Annotated in this window: 4 protein-coding genes and 2 pseudogenes; 2 read left to right on the forward strand and 4 right to left on the reverse strand. The window is 44.1% G+C overall.

The annotated features are described in order from the left end of the window. Window positions 1-180 precede the first annotated feature (180 nt). Window positions 181-1,532, reverse strand: a pseudogene (gene yegD, locus UA76_RS20605) (molecular chaperone). 157 nt (window positions 1,533-1,689) lie between these two features. Between yegD and UA76_RS20610 the strand changes: the two are divergent. Next, entirely contained in the window at window positions 1,690-2,256 is a 567-nt protein-coding gene (locus UA76_RS20610) for an SOS response-associated peptidase (protein ID WP_047049752.1), read from the forward strand. A 54-nt stretch (window positions 2,257-2,310) separates the two neighbouring features. Here UA76_RS20610 and UA76_RS20615 read toward each other — a convergent pair whose 3' ends face one another. Next, window positions 2,311-2,694, reverse strand: coding sequence for a hypothetical protein (locus tag UA76_RS20615; RefSeq protein WP_047049753.1), 384 nt, complete (start codon window positions 2,692-2,694; stop codon window positions 2,311-2,313). 150 nt (window positions 2,695-2,844) lie between these two features. After that, window positions 2,845-3,246, reverse strand: coding sequence for a GNAT family N-acetyltransferase (locus UA76_RS20620; protein WP_047049754.1), 402 nt, complete (start codon window positions 3,244-3,246; stop codon window positions 2,845-2,847). Window positions 3,247-3,358: 112 nt separating this feature from the next. On the opposite strand from UA76_RS20620, the gene UA76_RS20625 reads away from it, so the two are divergent. Further along, window positions 3,359-4,033 carry a hypothetical protein gene (locus tag UA76_RS20625; RefSeq protein ID WP_047049755.1) on the forward strand — a complete coding sequence of 225 codons (675 nt, stop codon included), beginning with the start codon at window positions 3,359-3,361 and terminating at the stop codon, window positions 4,031-4,033. A 137-nt stretch (window positions 4,034-4,170) separates the two neighbouring features. Here the strand turns inward: UA76_RS20625 and UA76_RS25010 are convergent. Then, window positions 4,171-4,366 (reverse strand): annotated as a pseudogene (locus UA76_RS25010) (Tricorn protease domain-containing protein); the annotation flags it as partial.

Raw genomic sequence — 4,366 nt, forward strand, 5'->3', positions numbered from 1 at the left:
GTGGCTGGAAGAACACCAAGCGAACAGGTCGCGCTTCTATAAAGACGTTATGGCAAGGATGGTTTAGGCTACAAACCATCCTTGAAGGGTATGAACTCGCTAAGTCTCTTGATTAACCAGACTTGTGATCAAGAGACAGGCAATATTTGCAGCCTTTTTAACCCAATCTATAGACGTGGTTTACTTAAAGCACAGCTCTGCCCAGCGAGCCAAACCTGCTGTTACCGAGCCAAAGTAGTTACCACTGACAATAGGCGTATTGGGTAGCTTTTCTTCCACGGCTTTTCTTAGAATCGGGGAACGCGCTGAACCGCCTGTCATGAAAATCGCGTCTGGCTTGATACCCGATTGTTTAACTGCTTCTTCAACTAGTGCCGCCATTTTCTCTTTCGGGTTTTCTATCGCAAGCGTCATTTCATCAGCGCTGATATCGATATTAAGCGTCTCTCTGAGCAGGTTGATTTCAACCTGATACGCTTGTAGTTCCGATAGGGCGATTTTGGCTTCTTCTGCATGCCTCACCAGACGATACCCCAGCGTCTCGTGGTAAACCTCCAGTAATCGTGCGAGCTTTTCGGGTTCCTGAGCTTCTTTTTTTAGCTGGGTCAGCTGTTTTAAATTCGCACGGGAGTAGAAATCTGCTTGAGCATCGACGCTATTGATTGCAATTGGATTCCAGAACTGAGTAATCGGCATCATCAGGTTGGATGTAGACTTACTATTTAGCCCAAATGGAGTCATTAACTGTTTAAACGCCATTGCGATATCGAGATCATTACCACCCACTCGCTGACCAGTGTGAGCAAGTAAGCTATCACTGCGATCCGATTTTCCACGCCAGCTTGGCCCCATCTCAATTAAAGAGCAGTCGGTCGTACCACCACCAATATCGACAACTAACACGGTTTTATTATCCGTCAGCGTCGCTTCGTATTCTAATCCTGCCGCGACAGGTTCGAACTGAAACTCGATATCTTTAAATCCAGCTCGCGTTGCTGCGCGATAGAGGATGTCTTGAGCCTGTCGGTTAGCCGCTTCGCTATCTCGGCCATGAAAGTTCACCGGGCGACCAATCACGGTTTGAGTGATAGCTTGTTGCGCGCTAGCTTCTGCGTTAGTTTTGATATTGGCCATCATGCGCAAACTAGATCTTCAAAAAAGCTGACTTGAACATCCCGAAGACCAGATGCGCCAAGGAAAGACTTCGGCGATTTAACGTAGTAGCTTTCACCTGGATCTTGCAGATATAGGCTGAGTGCTGCTTCACCAAATGCGACATCGTTCGCTTCAAGTTCGATACCTTCTTCGCGGTTAATGTTGATCGCTCTGCGAAGAACTTGCTCACCGACTTTGTCATAAGGTTTGATGTCGCGAAATTTGAAAAGATATTCTGCCACCGATTCGCGGGTAGGGGCGGCTAACGTTGAAGGGATATAAACGCTATCCCCTTCAAGGTTCAACAGGCGAGGCTCGCCGTTTATCATTTGGGCAACAGAACAGTTCGCTGTGCCATAATCAAATCCAATAAACATATTACCTCCGGCCAATTGAAAAAGGTCGGCAATGCTACCTTAATCGTTAGAGTAAAGCCAATAGAAAACGGCAGCTTACTGCGAACAACGCCACAGTCGAAATTCAGTGGTTCTGCTATAGTCAAACTGAATCAACTTATACGTACAGGGCAAGGTTATGTGTGGGCGCCTCAATATCATCGACGATCCTTTAAGTCATATGATCAATAACTTGCTTGGTATTGAATTTTCAACCCAAACTAACCCTGATTTGAGGCCAAGTGAAACAGTTGAGGTTATTGCCGGACAACACGGCGAGCTACTTACCCAACCTTTGAAGTGGGGTATTCAACCTGAGTGGGCCAAGCGAATAATTATCAACGCACAATCAGAAACGGTGGCAACCAAACCGACCTTTTCGGCGGCGTTCGGCTACAACAGAGTTATCGTCCCATGTTCTGGTTGGTATGAGTGGCAAGGTGCAAAAGGCAGTAAGCGGAAGTATCTGTTCGCCAACCCTGATGACTCGCCAGTTTGGATGGCAGGAATCGCGCTAGAGCTGGGCGAAAAACTCGTTACTTTGACTACGCAACCGAATTTGCAGTGCTCTGAGTACCATCATCGAATGCCATTGCTACTCAATGATCAGGATTTGATGGATTGGTTGTTCGGAGATAGTGGCGCAGCAAAAAAACTGCTTATGAATCGATGGCAGGCTGAACTTCGAATTGAGGAGTGCGCATAAAAAACGCAGCCAATGCTGCGTTTTTTAATTTAGCAACGCTCAGCCGATCCAAATCTAGATACGCGAGGCATCGTAACCGGCGGCAAGAAGTAATCCGCGCTCGTGTTTGATCAGTTGCGCTCGATCTTCAATTAACTCATGCAATGCTTGGCGAGGCTTAGCGGCTAGAGATTTATAATCGTCAAATGATTGAGTGTCATCAATCGCACTAAACATATCACTAATGACGTTTCTTGCTTCACAAGGCGTACCTACGACTTGGAAATACTCAACCCCTTTTGCTGCGTCACGCATTTCAGACAGAAGTTCTGCAGGGCTCGATTCTTTTGCAATCGCGATGTAATTGTCTAGTACGCGTTTTGCGAACAGTAGCTCGTTCAATGGAATGTCGCGACCACTTTCAATCAACGTCGGGCTTAAAATGTTACTTGAGCTCATGTCCTTTCCTTAGTTCACATATTCTAGTTACTTCCTGCAGTCTAAATTATCAATGCCTTAAAGGGAATAACGTTATTGCGTTAAATTGGAAACATCGTTCAAAGCTGTTTGATGAAGGTAATTTTACGGTCATTCTCGTCGTAATAATGCTCAATAGCTCCTTGGGTCCGTATAACCAATGCCATGATAGAAGGCTCGTGCAGTTTGAAAGTCTTCAGTGCTTGATGTTTCCACTATCAATAGCCTTTGGCCTTGCTCTGCTAACGTTTGCTCCATCAAATTCATTAATGCTTTCCCAATACCTTGACGATGAAACTTAAGGTCTACGAGAAGCATTAACACGTTCCACGTGCGGTTCGTCATTTCCATGGGTACGCAGTAAGCGACGCCAATCATTTGGTCATCAGCAAACTTCCCAAACCAAATCGCCTCGCTTTTGGTTTCATCAAAACTCTCTGCAATGTAAGCAATTTCGTCGGCCTCAAACATTTGCGTATTGCTCACAAGAGTCAGCATTTTGTCTTTATCAGCCGCTTGTAGTTGTCTTAGCATAAGTGCTCTGTTGTGTATGGTTTTTCAATATTATATTAGATACTTGGAACAACTGTATAAAGGATAAGAGCCGATATGTTGAATATTGGAGTTACAGAAGCAAAGGATTGTTATGAATAAGGTGTTTGCGTTTTTCTCGGTTGTCACAATATTTCTTTTCTTCTTTCTCGTGAGTGTCGCAGGAGAAAACAGTAGAACCGATTCGATTGTGGAAGAGTTCGTTATTAGCGTAACGAATGAAGACTTCTCTAATGAGTGCATCAGTGTTGTCACTTTGAATAGCGAAGATGCAGACTTAGATTGCGAACAGAATATGTTTGTATTCGCAGTGAGTTTGTTAAAACGCTTTGAATTTTTGGAGTCAGACAGCCCCTATATCTACTTAAAAAGAGAGAACTATTGGATACCTTTTATCCATAATGAAGGGATTCGGCTAAGTCTTAGCTTGTCTGAAACTGAAAGAACGGATTGGTTTGGGCTATCGGATGACATTGACTATGTGTCAGATTTGTTTGTGATTAAGCGTAATGGCTTTAGGTGGCAAATAGACTCAATCACTATCATGGAACCTGAACTCGCAGCGATTTACCACAACATGAAAGAGCAGATTGACTTCGATAAGTATCTTGTAAAAGTAGATTCTGGCTATCAAATTAAAGACGTTACCATCAATGATCATCTGTTTACTGAAGAGGATAGATTGTTGTTAAAGTTCAGTGTCGAAAAACTGCTAAGTCATTTTGCTTCTCTGGAATCGCAAGAAAGATTTGTCGAAAATCAAAAATAACGCGAGGCTTCCAAAGCCTTTTAGGCTGAGGTAAACAAGTCCAATAATAGCAATATGTCGCGCCCGCAGTGTATTTGGTTACTTCACCGACGATAAGGTGGGAGGGAAGGGTATGAATGTGTCGGTTTGAGGGGAGATCATAGTGAACCTCCCTCAACAAAGTCGCCATTATTGGCAAAGGCATTGTATAGAGAAGGGTCTGTCACACTATGTCCTGAGCCTATTTGGTTCCAGACTTTATAATCCCTAAGTTGCTGCTGATTATTTAACTCAAAAAGAAACACCCTAGCGACCCCGCCACTACGGGCGTAATTGCCATTTTTGCTAATAAGG

The organism is Vibrio mexicanus, assembly GCF_001012815.1.
GTDB lineage: Bacteria > Pseudomonadota > Gammaproteobacteria > Enterobacterales > Vibrionaceae > Vibrio > Vibrio mexicanus.

Excerpts from the sequence above, each read along its gene's own strand:
- UA76_RS20610 (WP_047049752.1), top strand. The coding sequence starts at position 1,690 with ATGTGTGGGCGCCTCAATATCATCGACGATCCTTTAAGTCATATGATC.
- UA76_RS20615 (WP_047049753.1), bottom strand. The coding sequence starts at position 2,694 with ATGAGCTCAAGTAACATTTTAAGCCCGACGTTGATTGAAAGTGGTCGC.
- UA76_RS20625 (WP_047049755.1), top strand. The coding sequence starts at position 3,359 with ATGAATAAGGTGTTTGCGTTTTTCTCGGTTGTCACAATATTTCTTTTC.
- UA76_RS20620 (WP_047049754.1), bottom strand. The coding sequence starts at position 3,246 with ATGCTAAGACAACTACAAGCGGCTGATAAAGACAAAATGCTGACTCTT.